The following is a 16,291-nucleotide window of genomic DNA, read 5'->3' on the forward strand; positions in this document are numbered from 1 at the left end:
TCGTGAAAGCGGTCGCTGCCGCATGCAGCTTGTTTGCTGCTGCCCCAACAGGCGCTCGGCATCCTCGATCCCAGCAACTCCATGAACAACGGGAAGCGGATGGACGGACATGCGGCTGTTTCTGTGCGAGAAGCCCTCCCAGGGCAAAGACATCGGCCGGATTCTCGGCGCCACGCAGCGCGGTGAAGGCTGCCTCAACGGCTCCGGCGTCACGGTCACCTGGTGCATCGGCCATCTCGTCGAAGCGGCAGCACCCGAGGTCTATGACGCGGCGCTCAAGCGCTGGTCGTTGGAGCAGTTGCCCATCATCCCTCAGCAGTGGCGGGTCGAGGTCAAACCGCAGACCGCCACGCAATTCAAGGTCGTCAAAACGCTTCTGGCGAAGGCGACCCATCTCGTCATTGCCACCGATGCCGACCGCGAGGGTGAACTGATCGCCCGCGAGATCATCGACCTGTGCGGATACCGCGGCCCCATAGCACGCCTGTGGCTGTCGGCGCTCAACGATGCATCCATCCGCACCGCGCTCGCCAAGCTGCGGCCCTCGGCCGAGACGCTGCCGATGTATTACTCGGCGCTGGCGCGCTCGCGCGCCGACTGGCTCGTCGGCATGAACCTCAGCCGGCTGTTCACCGTGCTCGGGCGGCAGGCCGGCTACGACGGCGTGCTGTCGGTCGGGCGTGTACAGACCCCGACGCTCAAACTCGTGGTGGACCGCGACCGAGAGATCGCGGCCTTCGTGTCCGTGCCGTACTGGGCCATCGACGTGTCCCTGTCCGCAGGCGGTCAGACGTTCACCGCGCAGTGGGTGGCACCCGACGCCAGCACCGACGACGCCGGCCGCTGCCTGCAGCAGCCCGTCGCACAGCAGGCCGCGCAACAGATCCGCGCCGCGGGCAGTGCCCAGGTGGTGTCGGTCGAGACCGAGCGCGTGCGCGAAGGCCCGCCGCTGCTGTTCGACCTGGGCACCTTGCAGGAAGTCTGTTCCAAGCAGCTTGGGCTGGACGTGCAGGAAACCTTGGAGATCGCCCAGGCTCTGTACGAGACGCACAAGGCCACGACGTACCCGCGCTCGGATTCGGGCTACCTGCCCGAAAGCATGTTCGCCGAGGTGCCCACGGTCCTGGACAGCCTGCTCAAGACCGATCCCACGCTGGCCCCGATCATGGGCCAGCTCGACCGCGCCCAGCGCTCGCGCGCCTGGAACGACAGCAAGGTGACGGCGCACCACGGCATCATCCCGACGCTCGAACCCGCGAACCTCTCCGCCATGAGCGAGAAGGAGCAGGCGGTGTACCGGCTGATCCGGGCGCATTACCTGGCCCAGTTCCTCCCGCACCACGAGTTCGACCGCACCGTGGCGGACCTCTCCTGCGGCCAGCAGAAGCTGGTGGCCACGGGCAAGCAGGTCGTCGTCAAGGGCTGGCTCCTGGTGCTGGCCGAGCCAGAACGTGAAGGCAGCGCCGACGAGGACGGCGATGCCCCGCGCAGCCAGGTGCTGCCCGCATTGCGCGACGGGATGGCATGTCAGGTCGCCGGGGCCGACATCAAGGCCCTCAAGACGATGCCGCCCAAGCCCTATACCCAGGGCGAACTGGTCAAGGCGATGAAGGGCGTTGCGCGTTTCGTGACCGACCCGCGCCTGAAGCAGAAGCTCAAGGACACGACGGGCATCGGCACCGAGGCGACCCGGGCCAACATCATCAGCGGGCTGATCGCCCGCGGCTACATCGTGAAGAAGGGACGCTCCATCCGCGCATCGGATGCGGCGCTCACGCTGATAGACGCCGTGCCCGCGGCGATTGCCGACCCCGGCACCACCGCCGTCTGGGAACAGGCGCTGGACATGATCGAGGCCGGACAACTCACCCTGGATGTGTTCATCGGCAAGCAGGCTGCATGGATTTCGCAGTTGATCGCGCAGTACGGCAGCACGTCCCTGTCCATCAAGGTGCCCCAAGGACCGGCTTGTCCGCAGTGTGGCGCGCCCACGCGCCAACGCACCGGCAAGAGCGGCCCGTTCTGGTCGTGCAGTCGCTATCCCGACTGCAAAGGCACGCTGCCGGTCGAAACCGGCACGTCCAAGCGTGGTGCCTCGCGCCCACGCAAGAGCGGCCGCAAAGGCTCCTGACCGACCCCCGTTCCCCGTGAGCCGTGCCCGCCATCGGCGGCGTGGCCCGTGTTCCGCATGCCCTGCGGGACGCCCAGCGCGCAACGCCTTCTTGTCCGTGTGCGCGTCCCGTTCAGCCGCCCCCGGCCGCGGGACCTGAAGGTAGCTTCTCCGCGAACCGCACCCCGCGCGTTCTCCCCGTCCGCATCTCTTCCGCACGCTGCGAAGGGTCCCCCGATGGCTTGCCTGTGCGAGCCACCCGGAGACCCTTCGTGGTCAGCGGTATTCGGTGCCGGTGCCCGCCGGCGCAAAAACGGGCTCCCTTTGTGCGCGGATGTGCGCCAGACGATGCCGGCCCCAGCCACGACATGGGCCGGGTGTGATTGCTGGATGAGCAGACGGTTCTAGCGACGACCGGGCCTGCCAATCAGCCCACGGGTGGTTCTTCTTTCCTCCCGAGCCGAAGGCCCCTGGGGCCTTCGGCGCCTTTCTCCTGCCTTTCAACGCCCCGGCCAGGGCGATGGCCCTGCGCCATACGAACAGGAGACCGACATGCACCCGAAACTTTGCGCACCGCCACGCAACACGCCGCTGCTCTACGGCAGCGTCTGCAGCGGCATCGAGGCCGTGAGCCTCGCTTGGCAACCGCTCGGCCTCGAAGCCGCGTGGTTCGCCGAGATCGAGCCGTTCCCGAGCGCCGTGCTCGCCCACCGTAACCCCCTCGTGCCCAACCTGGGCGACATGACCACGATCGCCCGCCAGGTCCGCGCCGGCACCGTGCCCGCGCCAGACCTCCTGGTCGGCGGCACGCCGTGCCAGTCGTTCAGCGTGGCCGGCGCCCGCCGTGGCCTGGCTGACCCGCGCGGCGCCCTGACCCTTGCCTATGTGGAGCTTGCAAATGCCATCGACCAAACCCGCCGCCAAGACCGCCGCCCGCCGGCAACGCTCGTCTGGGAAAACGTCCCCGGCGTCCTCAGCGACTGCAGCAACGCCTTCGGACACTTCCTGGGCGCACTGGCCGGCGAAAGCCGTGCGCTCGAACCGCCAGGGCAAAAATGGGCGCACGCAGGTTGTGTGTCTGGACCCCGGCGCCGCATCGCCTGGCGCTTGCTCGATGCTCAATATTTCGGCGTCGCCCAACGGCGCCGTCGCGTGTTTCTTGTGGCAAGTGGTGGAGGTGGCGTCGATCCCGCCGAGGTACTTTTTGAGCGCCCAGGCCTGCGCGGGGATTCTTCGCCGGGCTTCGCGCCGTGGCAAGACGCTGCCGGCGCTGCTGGATCGGGCGCTGCGGCAGCAGGCTGGTACTCGGGATATGCAGGACTGAAGCAGCCCTACGGCAAGGCCACGGTGACGTTCGGATTCGGCGGGGGCAACACCGCAGGACCCATCGACGTCGCGGCCTGCCTGACCGCGGCGCCCGGCCCGAAGAACGACTTCGAGGTCGAGACCTTCGTGGCGCAGTCCATCGCGGGCAGCATCAGCCACACGCTCAGCACCGCCAACGGCGGCAAGGGCTGCAGCGAGGACGGCACCGGCAAGGGTGTGCCGATCATTGCCTTCACCGCACAGGGCTGCGGGGCGGATGCGACGACGAACCATGCACCGACGCTGCGTGCCGGCAGACATCGCCTCAGCCACGCGAACGCCGGCGTGGTGCCGGCCATCGCGTTCGCGCAGAACTCGCGCGGCGAGCTGCGGCTGGAATCCGGCCACGGCCAGCTTGCCGGGACGCTCTCCACGGGTGGCGGCAAGCCGGGCCAAGGCCGGCCGATGGTGATCGGCGTGGCGCTGCGCGGTCGCACCGAAGGCCTGGCCGCTGAACTGGGCGATGGCGTCTCGACCGCGCTGCGCACCAGCAGCGGCGGTGCCGACAAGCCCCATGTGCTGGCACCGGACTTCGAGGCACATTTCCGCTACGACTGGAATAACCCCGGTCCGGGCGACTGGTCGCAGTGGCGGGTGCGTCGGCTGATGCCGGTCGAATGCGAGCGGCTTCAAGGCATGCCCGACGACTACACGCTGGTGCCGTACCGCGGCAGGCCCTCCGCCGACGCGCCGCGCTACAAGGCGATCGGCAACTCCATGGCCGTGCCGTGCGTCGCGTGGCTGGGCCAGCGGCTGGTGCAGTGCCTGCACAAGACGGGATCGAGCGCTTCGGATTGATGCACGACGCGGCCGGCGGGCCGCGTGATCCTCTCTCCTGCATTGCCGACGCATCGGCAACAGCCAGCAGCCAGGGTGTCAAGGCTGCCGTGGGTTCCTCCCACGCCACCCGCCAGTTCGCCCCGGCATCTCTCCGGCGAACGCTGCCCACCGGGCATCGATGCCACCTTCCTCCAACCCACGGGATGTATGCCGCGTCCCGTCAGGGGCGTGTCGTCAACCCGGTCGATATCAGGACTTTCCATGGACACCATCACCCGACAAGACCGCATCACGCTCAAGAACCTCAAGGTCGCGGATTTCGCGAGCGAGGAAACGCTGTGCTTCACCGCCACCGTCATGTTCGACGGCAGGCCCATCGCCGAAGCCCGCAATGACGGACACGGCGGCTCGACGTTCGTGCGCGCGTTGCAAGGCCAGGCCGCGCTGCTGGCCCAAGCCGAGGAATTTGCCAAGAGCCTGCCGCCGGCATCGCTCGACGTCGAGCGCGAGGACGACGAGCCACTTCTCATCGACATGACGCTCGACTTCCTCGTGGACCAGTTGGCCGATGCCATGCACGCAGAGCGCAAGCTGCGCACCGCGTTCAACCGCGACATCGGCAACAAGGTGCTGTTCATCAAGGACGGCCGGCTGCTGTTCCTCAAGGGCATCAAGCTCAAGGCCATTGCCGAACGCGCGGCATATTTCGCAAAGCTGCGCAGCCGACAGGACCAGCCCATCGTCATCCTGGCCGAGCTGCCAGCGGACGAGGCATTCGCCATCTGGAAGCAGCATGTCCTGGGCGACAAGCCCCGCTGATCCAGCCTCACCGCACCGTCATGACCGCCCCGCACTCGTTGCGGGGCTTTTCTTTGTCCCTGCGCACATCAATCGGGGCTGGACCAGATGCCGATTTCCAACTGACGTGGCGCGGCACCCTCACGAAGCTGTCCGCATGTTCGCTGATTCGTCAGCACATGCCAGCAGCCAGGGTTTCAGGCTGCCGCGGGGTTCTCTCCGCGCAACCCACCAGTCCGCATCGCATCCATTGCGCGGACGCGCGTCCCCAAGACGCTGATGCTTTTTTTCAACCGCGTGCGGGAGCTGCCATCCCGTGAGGGACAGGGCCCCGCTTTTCCAAGGAGCCCATCCATGTCCCAGCAAGCCTCTTTCGGCCGATTCGGTCAATTGGCCTTGACCTACTGCGGCAAGTTCCTGCCGCTCGAAGTCCTGCACAGCGCCGCCGGCCACTACATCGGCACGCGCGATACCGAAGGTCCCGTCTCGCGGGAATCTCGTGAGTACTTCCGCAGCCATGCCGCGGCTCAACGTGCCCTCGAAAGAGGCGGCTGGTCCCAGCTCGCCATTCCCTGATCCAACTGGAGGAATCACGTCATGAACCAGCTACTGCCACAGGAAGTCGTCGATCAGATCGTTCGGGAAGAACGGCATTTCAGCGCCGCGCCCCAAGCCTTTTTCGAGGCATGGAAGCGTGGTGTCGAGATCGCCGGCCCGCAATGGTTTGGCGATGGCACCCGTGAAGGTCTGAACCAGGCCAAGAGCAAGTGGGATCTGCGTCCCGACATGCTGCGCCTCAACGACGCCCTCGGCGTCCTGAGCAGCGGGGAACGCATGTTCCTGTCCGCGATGGTCAGCTTCTACAACGCGCGCGAGGGCGGTGCCATGCTCAAGCGCTGCCACTTCAACGGGTTGTCGGACTTCGACGGCCTCGATCTGCCACGTCGCCAGGTGATCGCCGACCTGCTGCTGAACTACAGCGGTTGGTGAGCCGGTCCCTGGCACACCTTCATCACTGCGTTCACGGGACCCCATGAGGGACATGCGCCTCGTTCGAGGCCATGTCCCTCGCGTTTTCTCCCCGCCCAGCGCCATCCGGCATCAGGCGGTTTCCCCTGCGGATGCCATCGTCCGCAAGGGCTGGCTCCGTTCATTCATCGAAAGGAGCCTTCATGGCCAACAACTACTACGAAGCCACCGGCGTTCTCGTGCTCGACCGTGTGACGCCCGTCATCCAGGCGCTGTTCGGCGCCTTCGCGCTGGACGAGAGCCACCCCGGCAACGGGCAGGCCTACATCGCCCAGATCGCCGAGACCACCAATCCGCAATGGCCGGACGTGCTCGATGGCCTGGAAGACCTGGCCACGCAACTCGGTATTCCGATGCCGGACGACGAAGGGCTGTCGATCCCGCCGCTGCTCGAACTGCTCGCCGTGCACTTCCGTGCCGATGAGGACGAAGAGCTGGGGAACTTGATCGACCGTCATTCGTTCGAGGACACCGCCGATCTCGACGCATTGTTTCTGATCGCCACCCGGTTCGATGACGGGCACCACCTGACCGCCATCCAGTTCGAGGGCTGCTGGTACTGCAGCAAGCCGCGGCTGTTCGAGTTCGGCGGCAACGGCTGCTACCTGAGCCGCGAGGTCCGCTTCATCAGCTCCTCCTCCCAGGCCCTCCAGCTCGGCGACCAATTGCGCAAGACCATTGTGGCCGCCGACATCGAAGAGGCTTCGGCCCTGATCGCGCTGGAGACCATCAATCTGCTGGCGGGCGTCAGCGACGAGCCATTCCGCATGAATTTGCGCCGGCGCGTCGCCGAGCGATTGGCCCAAACGCCAACGATCAGCGTCACCTGACGCTGTTTCCTTTCTTTCCACCCACCGGGGTCAATTCCCGGTGGCGGGGATTTGCTCCATCATTATTCTGTTGGAGAAATCCCATGTCCCAGAATCCCAATCCCTTTCTACGCGGCTACTGGAATCTGAAAATCGTCCGCACGCTGTCCATCAGCTACGAGGACGGAAGCCCGCATTTCTGGCGAAACATCCACCCGAGCCAGCAGCACCTCTGCGACGCGGCGCTGGTTTCTTCTCCTTGCATCATCACCAGCGACTTCGCGGTGGTCAGGACTGGCACCGAACCTGTCGGCGCCGCACTGATCGCCGAATGCGACGCGGCTGAAGGGGGCAGCGGCGAAGGCATGGTGGGTGCCGTGGTGTACGCGATCCACGGCGACGACTTCGACGGCCGCCCCGTCCACATTGGCGACACCTATTCGGCCGAGGCCGCACGGGAAGTCGTGCAGCGGTTGAGCTTCGAGACCGGCTACTACAGCCGGTGCTGGGAAATCAGCAGCGCGCACATCAGCCGCGAAACCGGCCAGTACCTGGCCAACCTGGCTGACCTCGCGACGCCGGAGGCCTTTTTGTTCATCGCGTTCCGGATTCCCTACAGCCCGGCGATCGGCGTCAAGCTGATCTCCACGCCCTGGACGGACCAGCACCTGCAGGACGTCGAGGGGATCGCCGCCGAGCAGCTTCGGCAGGAGCACCGCAGCAAGGGCATGCCGGTCGAGCTGGCACAGATCCTTGAACTGGCCGGCCAGGCCGACGTGCGCATCCTCATCCTCGATGCCGACGCACCCGTGTTGCCGGGCCTATCGCTGGCCGGCGAATAGCCGCCACACACATCCCCGGCCTTCCTTGTCCTCACCGCATGCCGGCCCGGTCTCCCGCCAGAGAGCCGGGCCGGCGCACTTTCACAGGAGCGATCCCATGTTCCCCGACCTCATCACACCCGCATCCGACTTCGAGCACCAACTCGGAGCCTGCGTCAACGCCATGAGCCAGGAAGATGCCATCGGCCAGATCCTGGTATTCGAGCGCATGAGCGGCACGCTGCACATGCGCCATATCGCCAGCGCCGACCTGGTGGACACCGACGTGGACGACTACGAAATGGTCGTCTTCGACGGTGGCAACACAAGCGGCGACACGTGGAAACACGTGTTCTTTCCGCGTCAGCGCGAGCACTACTTCGTGTACCAAGCCTGATTCCTCCAGCCCCTTTCGAGGGGCTTTTTCTTGCCCGCAGCACAGGAAAACGGTTGTGGTGCGGTGCCGTTTCCTGCGGGCAGGCAGACCGCCCCAGGGCCATGCTTGCCCCATGTTCGTCGGCGTTGCCGGCACATGCCCAGGCAGTCGAGACCTTCGAGGCTGCAAGCGCGGGAAACCGTGCTGGTCGTTTCTTCCTACGGACCTACCGCGTCCATCCACGCCACCCACAAGGGACCTCTCCCTTGCGGGCGGGGAATCCCTTGTTTTTCCTCAAGGAGTCCACCCACAAGGGACCTCTCCCTTGCGGGCGGGGAATCCCTTGTTTTTCCTCAAGGAGTTTCCCCATGGATCGTTCCCTCATCAAATCCATGATGCCTTCGCTGGTCGCAGGCCATGTGCCCCGCAACGTGCGGTCGTTCAAGTACCGCGTGTTCGATGATCAGCCGCTGTCCTCAACGCTGGGCTTCGCCATCGACCCCCAACCCTTCGACGGCAAGGTGGTCGCCGCGACCGACGATGCCATCGTCGTCAAGCTCAAGCCTTCCGAGTTCGCGGTGCTCGATCCCAGCCTGGTGACCACGGTTCCTGCCGAAGGCGCCAAGGTGCATGTCCAACCCTATGCCCGTCGTCGCTTCGACGGACTGCGCGCGGACACGCCGGAGGTCATCACCGAGGAGACTTCGGACGGCACGCCGTACACCATCACGAGGCACATCCTCGGCTCGGCGCCGGCCAAGCTGCCCATTCCCACGCCGCAGTGCATGGAGTTGGGCCAGCTCATCGAGCAGTTGGAGGAGATGCCGGCCCCCGATCGCTTCCGGCGCATCACCCACATGCTGGTGGATGCCGGTGCCCGCGACTTCACCTGGGTCGATCCCACGCCCTCCAAGATCATCGAGACCCCGCCGGCGATCAGCTTCACGGTCTCGACCGCGAAGTTCGAGGGCCGGGTGACGATCCTCTACGACCGCGGCGGAGACACCTACGTGGTGGAACTGCACCGTCAGAACGGTGAATCGGTCGAACTGGTCGATCGGCACGACGAGGTGTATTTCGACATGCTCGGCGAAGTGCTGGAGAGGCTCATCGACGACGGGCGCTGGCGCCAGATCGACGTGAGCATCCTCGACGCGAAAGCGGCCCGCAAGCGCCAGGCCGTCCCGGCATGACGCCCCGCAGCGAAACCAGGCGGTCCTGCGGCTGACCCGAGGCATCCGCCACGGCGTTCCAGCCGTTCCGGCCGCGTGCACTACAGGCCCTTCATCCCATCGGATGGAGGCCTTTCTCATTCTTCCACACAGGAGATTTCATCCATGTCACTGCGATTCAAAGGCGCTGACCTGCGCCCCGTGCTGACCGAAGCCATCGCCAATCAGGGGTCGTCTCAGAAAACGGAAAAAAATCGTACGCTAAGAGCCGAAGTGGGCCCTTTAGCAGCAATGCAAAGCTGCGATCAACGGGCAGGAAACATTGCCATGGTGCGCGTTGCACTCTCTCACTAGTGTAGTGTTTGATTCTTAATGAAACTTAATTGAGCAACCACGCTCCAATGCTCTACTACGGTTTGCATTGGAGTGAAAAATTGCGAGTTGCCCCGACGATTGTGTTGACGGATGAAGAGGAAAGCGAGCTGAGCCGGCTGGCGCGCTCCAAGCGCACCAGCGTCAGATTGGCCCAGCGCGCCCAGATCGTGCTGCTGGCCGCGCAGGGGCTGCAAAACAAGGATATTGCCGAGCAGCTTGGCATTGGGCGCGTGCAGGTGGCGCGCTGGCGTGAACGCTACCTGCAATTGGGGCTGCAAGGTATCGAGCGCGACTTGCCGCGCGGCGCACCGCCGGTGAAGGTGGATGTGGCCAAGCTTGTGAAGCTAACCACACAGACCAAGCCCGAGGCGGCCACGCACTGGAGCACGCGCACGATGGCCGCTGAGTTGGGCGTCAGCGCCAGCACCGTGATGCGCCATTGGCAGGCCCACGGTCTCAAGCCTCACATCGTGCGCGGCTTCAAGGTCTCGCGCGATCCGCAGTTCGTGCAAAAGCTCGAAGACATCGTGGGGCTTTACATGTCGCCGCCCGAGCATGCGCTGGTGCTGTGCTGCGACGAAAAGAGCCAGGTGCAGGCGCTGGACCGAACGCAGCCCGGGCTGCCGCTCAAGAAGGGGCGCGCGGCCACCATGACGCACGACTACAAGCGCAACGGCACAACCACCTTGTTCGCTGCGCTCAACGTGCTCAACGGTCAGGTCATCGGCCAGTGCCAGCAGCGCCACACCCACATCGAGTGGCTGAAGTTCCTGCGTCAAATCAATCGGGAGACGCCCAAGGACAAGACGCTGCATCTGATCGCCGACAACTACGCCACGCACAAGCATCCAGCTGTGCAGGAGTGGCTGGCCAAGCACCCCAGATTCAACATGCACTTCACGCCGACCTCGGCATCGTGGCTGAACATGGTCGAGCGCTTCTTTCGCGACATCTCCGAGAACCGGCTACGCCGCGGGGTGTTCACCAGCGTGCCCGAACTCGTCTCGGCCATCGATGAGTACATCGCGCATCACAACACCAACCCCAAGCCGTTCATCTGGACCAAGAACGCTCGCGACATCCTGCAAAAGGTCATCCGCGCCAATAGCCGATTAAGTTCCAAACAGAATGCAACACTACACTAGCATGACGAGGCGGTCATTTCTGATGGCCGGATCCTCCATTTCCCATTCAAGGAAGTACAACCATGAACTCCTCGACCACGCTGCGCCAGCTCAACGGACTGGACCCCACACCGGCCACGTTAGACGGTGCCACCTTGATCCTCGTGGACTACCAGAACACCTACACGCGCGGCGTCATGGAACTGGCCGGCTGGCAGCCGGCGCTGGCTTCGGCATCTGAACTGTTGACCCGGGCGCGCGCCGCCGGCACCAACAGCATCCATGTCGTTCACGATGGTGGAGAGGGCTCGCCCTACGACCTCGCCGCCAAGATCGGCAGATTCATCCCGCCGTCGCGCCGCTGTCCAACGAGCCCGTGGTCGTCAAGACGGCGCCCAATGCATTCGTCGGCACCGATTTGGGCGAGCGCGTTGAGGCGGCCGGTAACAAACAGGTCATCGTCATGGGATTAATGACTCACATGTGCGTGACGTTCACCGCCGAGGGTGCGTTTCTACGCGGCAACCAGCCCACCATGGTGGCCGATGCATGCGCGACGCGGCCCATCCGAAGGGGCGTGGTGAATGTGTCGGCCGAGGTGCTGCATGAGGGCGCGTTGGCGACGATTGCCGATCTGTACGCCGTCGTGGTGCGCTCGGGCACATCGTTGCAATAAGGCGAAATGCAGTGGTCAGCGACAGGAATGGTGCCGCTGGCCACGGTACCGTCGAACCTCGGATTACGCCGTCTCAAGCATCGCAGCGCTGTCCACCAGCCGACGAACGCTCTGCTGGACGTCCTCGGGGATGAGCCTCGGCGGCAAGCCAGCCTCAGACGCACCTGTCTGCTGGTGGGTGGCCGCGATGACCCGGACGACCATGCCCAGATTGCTTGGCGTCACGATGTCGATGGCGGCACGATCACCCAGGTCCGGATGTGGCCGGGTGAGCATGCGATACAGATCCCACGAGTCCGCCCGCGGACATTGATTCATGAGCACCTGAGCCAGCTTGTGCTTGAGCGGCACCAGTTGCCAGTCGGGAACCCGCTGCCCCCGATTGCCCAGGCTGATGGACAGTAGCTTGCCGGCTTTCAGCTCCCGGTTGATCTGGTCCTTGGACTTTCCGGCCAGCTTGCCGAACAGCGGCACCGGCAGATTGTTCGGCGACTCGTACATGGCCAGCATTTCCTCGCGCTCCCGCTGGATTGCGGAGACTTCCGGCTCCGGAGCATGCGTCGGCGGTGGCGGCACCTGCGACAGCCGCTGGAACGTGATCTCGCCACTGTTCGGGGTCACGACGATGGGCGTGGCCACCATCGGCGGGACGCCAGGGGAAGCGGGCTCGGCCACCATGGGGACCGCGTCCACCACGTCCTCAGTTTCCGCCATCGCCGGCACCCCGTCGATACGCATCGTCAGATGCGCGCTGGCCGCTTCCACTTGGCCCTGTTCGAGCAGATCGAGACGATCCGCCCAGTCCTGCATCATCCGGCGGCGCGGCTCAACATACTTGGCGTGGTTGTAGGCCGAACTCACCTTGTTTGCGCATTCCACTGATGGCGGACAGTGATTCCATTCCCATCGCGGACAGCGTTCCAGGCGATGGCGGACACGTTGCGCGGGTGTCCTGAGTGACGCTCAAATCGTAGCCGAAGTGTCCGCCATCAGCGTGGAATGGCGGTCGGCGCGGCCGGCTCAGACGGCCTTGGTGAGCTTGCGCATCGACTCGCCCTTGAGGGCTATCTTGTGCGAGCCGTGCACGATGCGGTCCAGGATGGCGTCGGCCAGCGTGGGCTCGTCCAGCCAGGCGTGCCAGGCCGTCACCGGCAACTGGCTGGTGATGAGCGTCGAGCGCGTGCCCACCCGGTCGTCCAGCAATTCCAGCAGGTCGTTTCGCTCGTGCGCGGCAATCGGCGCGATGCCGAAGTCGTCCAGGATGAGCAGGTCCAGCCGCGCCAGTTGCGCCAGCCGTTTGCCCAGGCTGCCATCGCCGTGGGCTACGTGCAGCTCCTGCAGCAGCCGTGGCGCGCGGGTGTAGAGCACCGAGAAGCCCAGGCGTGCGGCCTGCTGCCCCAGTGCGCAGGCAAGCCATGTCTTGCCACAACCAGTGGCGCCGGTGACCAGCACGTTGTGGCCATGGCGCAGCCAGTCCCCGCCGGCCAGGCTGCTGATGACCTCCCGGCTCAGGCTCCGGCTGGCGCGCCAGTCGATGTCCTCCAGGCAGGCACTGGAGACCTTCAGGCGGGCCGCCTTCAACAGGCGCTCCAGGCGCTTGCTGTCACGCCAGTCCACCTCGCGCTGCACCAGCAGCGCCAGGCGTTGTTCAAAGGGCAGCTCGCTGGCCGTGAGGTGGGTGGCCGCGTCGCTGAGGGCGGCCACCATGCCGTCCAGGCGCAGGGCACGCAGTTGGTTCAAGGTCTGTTCGTTGAGCATGGTCGTTGGTGCTTTGTTTGTCTGTATCGCGGTGTCAGTGGTAGTAGCCCGGCCCGCGCACGTTCTCGTGCAGCGGCAGGCTCGCCTGCACGGCCATCGGTGCATCCAGCGGCCGCTGGTCCAGGCCGCAGCCCAGGATGGAGGCGATGCTCTTGTAGGACGGTGAGCGAATCGACTGCGCCCGCGCACAGGCGGCCTCCAGCCGGTCAGCCCCGTACTCACGGCCCAGGCGCATGAGGCCCAGACAGGAGCGGTAACCCTGCTCGGGATGCTGGCGGTGCTCCATCTGCCAGCGCACCACGGCGGCGGTGGCCGCGCCCACGCGCTCACCCCAGGCGATGAGCTTGGCCGGCGTCCACTGCAGGTGCGCCCGGTGCGAGGCCGGCATGTGCTCGGGCGTGGTGGTGTGTGCACCCCGTCGGGGATTGAGGGCGTGGGCGGCCACACGCTTGCCGCCATGCAGGACTTCGAGCGTGCCGGCCGTGATGCGCAACTCCACCGGCTCACCCACCAGGGCGTGGGGCACCGAGTAGTAGTGGCCATCGAGCTCAACGTGGTAATCGATGTTGACGCGGGCGGGTTTGAAGCGCGCGATGGGCATGCGCACCGGCGGCAGGGGGCGCAGGGCTGGCCGGTCGAGTTCGGCGAAGGCGCTGGTGCGGTTGCCCGGCAGCTTCTTGAACGCGCGCTGGTTCAAGTCCACCAGCAAGGCGGCAATCGCCCGGTTGAGCTCGGCCAGGCTGAAGAAGGTCTGGTGGCGCAGCCTGGCCAGAATCCAGCGCTCGACCACCTGCACAGCGACCTCCACCTTGGGTTTGTCGCGTGGCTTGGCCGGGCGCGCGGGCATCACGGCCAGGCTGTAGTGCGCACAGAGCTCTTCGAGCAGGCGGTGCGCGGTGGGCTCGTAACGGTCGGGTCGGGCCATGAGGGCGCGCGGCTGGTCAGGCACCAGCAGGCGGGGCACGCCGCCGATGAACTCCAGCGCGCTAATGATGCTGGCCACCCAGTCGGTGGCCTTCTGGCTGGCGGTGGCGCAGGCGTAGGTGTAGTTCGATGCGCCCAGCACGGCCACGAAGACCTGGGCCTGGCGTATCTCGCCAGTGTCGGCATCCACCACGGGAACGGTCTGGCCGGCGTAGTCCACAAAGAGCTTGTCACCGCCCGTGTGGGTCTGGCGCATGGAGCGCTGCAGGCGCCGGGCCCAGGCCTTGTACTTCTCGCAGAAGGCGCTGTACTTGTACGCCTGCCCGCTGTGCTGTTGCTGGTATTCCTCCCAAAGCAACTGCAGCGTCACGCCAGGTCGGCGCAGTTCGCGGTGGATGTGGGCGTGGTCGGGTTCAAGGTGCCGGGACTCGCGCGCCACGGGTGGCTTGTAGAGCCGGGCCTGGAGTTCGTCGTCGTTCAGGCTCTGGGCCAGTGCCCAGTCCACGCCGGCCACGCGCGCGTAGCTGGCTATCTCGCTGACAGTGGATTTGGAGATGCCGAGGGCGGCACCGATTTGACGGGTGCTCAAGGCCCCGCGGTGCAGCAGTTGCAGTGTGTGTCGTAGTTTGCTCATGGTGACCCTGGGTGTGGGCATCGCTGGTTCCGGTCAAAAAACCGGGCAGCGTATGCCGCGTTCGGGTCACTCAGAACACCCCGCAGGTGTCCGCCATCAGTTTGGAATGCTGTCCGCCTTCAGCGTGGAACACTGTCCGCCATCACGCTGGAACACTGTCCGCCATCAGCATGGAATCGTGTCCGCCATCGCGTGGAATACGCACCTTGTTCGGGTCCGAGTGCGAAAGCTGCGCGTCCACCCAAATCTTGGGATAGCCGATCTCGTTGAGCGCCGTCGAGATGGTTCCGCGGATGCCGTGACCGGTCAGTTGATCCTTGTAGCCCATTCGTTTCAAGGCCGCGTTGAGGGTGTTCTCGCTGATGCGCTTCTTGAGTTCGCTGCGGTGCGTGAGCAGATGGACCTGAGCCGGCCTCATCACACCCAACAGGTAGCGCACGATCTCGATGGCCTGCACGGACAACGGCACGATGTAGGGCGGAACGTCCTGCGGGCGCTTGCCGGCCTTGCGCATCTCGTCCTGGAGTTGCTTGACGATCTGCGGCGGGATGATCCACAGGCCACGGTCGAGATCGAACTGGTCCGGGGTCGCCAGCCGCAGCTCGCCGGTACGCACGCCGGTCAGGAACAGCAGCCGGATGCCGAGTTGGGTCTGCCAACCACGAGGGTTGTAGAGCCTGAGCTTGTGCAGGAACTCGGGAAGCTCCGGAAGATGCAGGTAGGGGTTGTGGTTCACCGGGGGCTTGGGCTCGGCCACCACGTCCAGGTCGGAGGCCGGATTGGCTTCCAGCCCCTCCACGATGACGAGGGCATAGCGGAACAACTGCCCCAGCCAGGTGCGGACCTTCTCGGCAGTGGTGAACGCCTTGCGCTCCTCGATCCTCGCCAGGACGCCCAGGAGTTGGGGCCGGCGAATGTCGTAGATCGACATCTGCTTGAGGCTAGGCAGCACGTCCTTGTTGAAGATCCGCAGGATCTGCGACAGCGTGCTGTTCCTGCCCTCCTTGATTTCCTTGCGGCGATGCTCGACCCACGCATCGAAGACGGCCTTGAAGGTGTAGTCGGCCGCAAGCTTGACCGCGTGTCGCTTCTGTTTCCGATCGGTATGGGGGTTGACGCCCTTTGCCAGAAGCGCCCGGGCTTCGTCGCGCAAGGTGCGCGCTTCGCGCAAACCGATCTCGGGGTAGTTCCCCAGGGAGATGCGCTTTTGCTTGCCGAGCCAGTAATAGCGCAAATGCCACGACTTGCCGCCGGTGCGGGCGACCACCAGGCCGAGGCCATCGGTGTCGGGGATGCTGTAGGTTTTCTCGGCGGCCTTGGCTTGCCGCACGGTCAGATCAGAGAGTGTCATCATCAAGCTCCTAAGTCTTGGACTTAGGCCCGATGCTGCTTGTCATCCCGATCCAACCCCAGCAACAACCCGGAACCGGCACGACCCGCATTCTTTGGCCTTGTTTTTGGCCTCAAAAATGGTGGCTGTCAGTGGACTTCCGTGGCTTTCGCTGGAATGAAAAAAGGAGCCGAAGCTCCTCTTTTCAAT

14 protein-coding genes and 2 pseudogenes are annotated in these 16,291 nt (G+C 65.1%); 12 read left to right on the plus strand and 4 right to left on the minus strand.

Features of this window, described 5'->3' with window-relative positions; genetic code table 11:
- Nucleotides 1-109 precede the first annotated feature (109 nt).
- From I3K84_RS19265 to I3K84_RS19320, 12 genes are all read left to right on the plus strand, one after another.
- Nucleotides 110-2,131 carry a DNA topoisomerase III gene (locus I3K84_RS19265; protein ID WP_033962290.1) on the plus strand — a complete coding sequence of 674 codons (2,022 nt, stop codon included), beginning with the start codon at nt 110-112 and terminating at the stop codon, nt 2,129-2,131.
- Between the two features lie 531 nt (nt 2,132-2,662).
- Entirely contained in the window at nt 2,663-4,273 is a 1,611-nt protein-coding gene (locus tag I3K84_RS19270; RefSeq protein ID WP_038204406.1) for a DNA cytosine methyltransferase, read from the plus strand.
- 243 nt (nt 4,274-4,516) lie between these two features.
- A complete protein-coding gene (locus I3K84_RS19275; RefSeq protein ID WP_023108433.1) occupies nt 4,517-5,074 on the plus strand; it encodes a hypothetical protein in 558 nt (185 codons plus the stop codon).
- Nucleotides 5,075-5,407: 333 nt separating this feature from the next.
- A complete protein-coding gene (locus tag I3K84_RS19280; protein ID WP_003120032.1) occupies nt 5,408-5,629 on the plus strand; it encodes a hypothetical protein in 222 nt (73 codons plus the stop codon).
- Nucleotides 5,630-5,650: 21 nt separating this feature from the next.
- Nucleotides 5,651-6,043 carry a hypothetical protein gene (locus I3K84_RS19285; protein ID WP_003050375.1) on the plus strand — a complete coding sequence of 131 codons (393 nt, stop codon included), beginning with the start codon at nt 5,651-5,653 and terminating at the stop codon, nt 6,041-6,043.
- A 182-nt stretch (nt 6,044-6,225) separates the two neighbouring features.
- On the plus strand, nt 6,226-6,912 hold the full coding sequence (locus I3K84_RS19290; protein ID WP_003116830.1) for a hypothetical protein: 687 nt from the start codon (nt 6,226-6,228) through the stop codon (nt 6,910-6,912).
- Nucleotides 6,913-6,995: 83 nt separating this feature from the next.
- Nucleotides 6,996-7,733 carry a hypothetical protein gene (locus tag I3K84_RS19295; protein WP_011804696.1) on the plus strand — a complete coding sequence of 246 codons (738 nt, stop codon included), beginning with the start codon at nt 6,996-6,998 and terminating at the stop codon, nt 7,731-7,733.
- A 97-nt stretch (nt 7,734-7,830) separates the two neighbouring features.
- The gene (locus I3K84_RS19300) at nt 7,831-8,109 is read left to right on the plus strand and encodes a hypothetical protein (protein ID WP_003116828.1); all 279 of its coding nucleotides are present in this window, start codon (nt 7,831-7,833) and stop codon (nt 8,107-8,109) included.
- Between the two features lie 347 nt (nt 8,110-8,456).
- Nucleotides 8,457-9,281, plus strand: a complete 825-nt coding sequence (locus I3K84_RS19305; RefSeq protein ID WP_003098941.1) for a hypothetical protein — start codon at nt 8,457-8,459, stop codon at nt 9,279-9,281.
- Between the two features lie 144 nt (nt 9,282-9,425).
- On the plus strand, nt 9,426-9,614 hold the full coding sequence (locus tag I3K84_RS19310; RefSeq protein WP_005408893.1) for a hypothetical protein: 189 nt from the start codon (nt 9,426-9,428) through the stop codon (nt 9,612-9,614).
- A gap of 47 nt (nt 9,615-9,661) precedes the next feature.
- The gene (locus I3K84_RS19315; RefSeq protein ID WP_231403305.1) at nt 9,662-10,780 is read left to right on the plus strand and encodes an IS630 family transposase; all 1,119 of its coding nucleotides are present in this window, start codon (nt 9,662-9,664) and stop codon (nt 10,778-10,780) included.
- A 319-nt stretch (nt 10,781-11,099) separates the two neighbouring features.
- A complete protein-coding gene (locus tag I3K84_RS19320; protein ID WP_231403488.1) occupies nt 11,100-11,435 on the plus strand; it encodes an isochorismatase family protein in 336 nt (111 codons plus the stop codon).
- Nucleotides 11,436-11,498: 63 nt separating this feature from the next.
- Here I3K84_RS19320 and I3K84_RS19325 read toward each other — a convergent pair.
- From I3K84_RS19325 to I3K84_RS19340, 4 genes and pseudogenes are all read right to left on the minus strand, one after another.
- Nucleotides 11,499-12,302: pseudogene (locus I3K84_RS19325) on the minus strand (integrase); the annotation flags it as partial.
- 153 nt (nt 12,303-12,455) lie between these two features.
- Nucleotides 12,456-13,193, minus strand: a complete 738-nt coding sequence (gene istB / locus I3K84_RS19330; RefSeq protein WP_196995183.1) for an IS21-like element helper ATPase IstB — start codon at nt 13,191-13,193, stop codon at nt 12,456-12,458.
- A 34-nt stretch (nt 13,194-13,227) separates the two neighbouring features.
- Nucleotides 13,228-14,772 carry an IS21 family transposase gene (gene istA, locus I3K84_RS19335; protein ID WP_196995156.1) on the minus strand — a complete coding sequence of 515 codons (1,545 nt, stop codon included), beginning with the start codon at nt 14,770-14,772 and terminating at the stop codon, nt 13,228-13,230.
- Between the two features lie 181 nt (nt 14,773-14,953).
- Nucleotides 14,954-16,102, minus strand: a pseudogene (locus tag I3K84_RS19340) (tyrosine-type recombinase/integrase); the annotation flags it as partial.
- Nucleotides 16,103-16,291: the final 189 nt, after the last annotated feature.

The organism is Diaphorobacter sp. JS3051, assembly GCF_015832135.1.
GTDB lineage: Bacteria > Pseudomonadota > Gammaproteobacteria > Burkholderiales > Burkholderiaceae_C > Diaphorobacter > Diaphorobacter nitroreducens.